Raw genomic sequence first — 775 nt, 5'->3', positions numbered from 1 at the left:
GCTCGTGCTGCCGCTGCCGTGGCGGCTGCGCCTGCTGGCCGTGCCGCTGGCGCTGCCGCTGCTGCTGCCGCCGCGCGATCTGCCGGCCGCCGGCCGCTTCGAGCTGCTGGCGCTCGATGTGGGGCAGGGCACCTCGGTGCTGGTGCGCACGCAGCAGCACCTGCTGGTCTACGACGCCGGCCCGCAGTACTCGCGCGAGTCGGACGCCGGCCAGCGCGTGCTGCTGCCGCTGCTGCGCTCGCGCGGCGAAGACCGCATCGACCGCCTGGTGCTGAGCCACCGCGATGCCGACCACACCGGCGGCGCCGCGGCCGTGATCGCCGGCCTGCCGGTCGCCGAACTCGACAGCTCGCTGGAAGACGGCCACCCGCTGCGCGATGCCGGCGTGCCTGCCACCCGTTGCGTCGCTGGCCAGTCCTGGGACTGGGACGGCGTGCATTTCCAGATGCTGCACCCGTTCGCCGACGACTACGGCCGCGTCCGCAAGCCCAACGCCGTCTCGTGCGTGCTGCGCGTCAGCGCCGGCGGTCGCAGCGCGCTGCTCACCGGCGACATCGAGCGCGAGCAGGAGGGCGCGCTGGTCGAGCGCGTCGGCGCCGGCCTGCGCAGCGAGCTGCTGCTGGTCGCGCACCACGGCAGCCGTACCTCGTCGAGTGCGGATTTCCTCGATGCGGTGCAGCCGCAGGTCGCGCTGATCCAGGCCGGCTACCGCAACCGCTTCGGCCACCCGGTGCCCGAGGTGCTGGCCCGGCTGCACGAGCGCGACGTGCTGGTC

General features: G+C 74.6%; 1 protein-coding gene. It reads left to right on the top strand.

Annotated elements, in window-relative coordinates; translation table 11 throughout:
- The coding region (locus AC1D15_RS35360; RefSeq protein WP_477829758.1) for a ComEC/Rec2 family competence protein at positions 1 to 775 on the top strand (775 nt) is incomplete at both ends.

The organism is Rhizobacter sp. P2_H2, assembly GCF_056403375.1.
The sequence above is the reverse complement of the archived record's forward strand: the minus strand, read 5'-3'. Positions and strand labels throughout refer to the sequence as shown.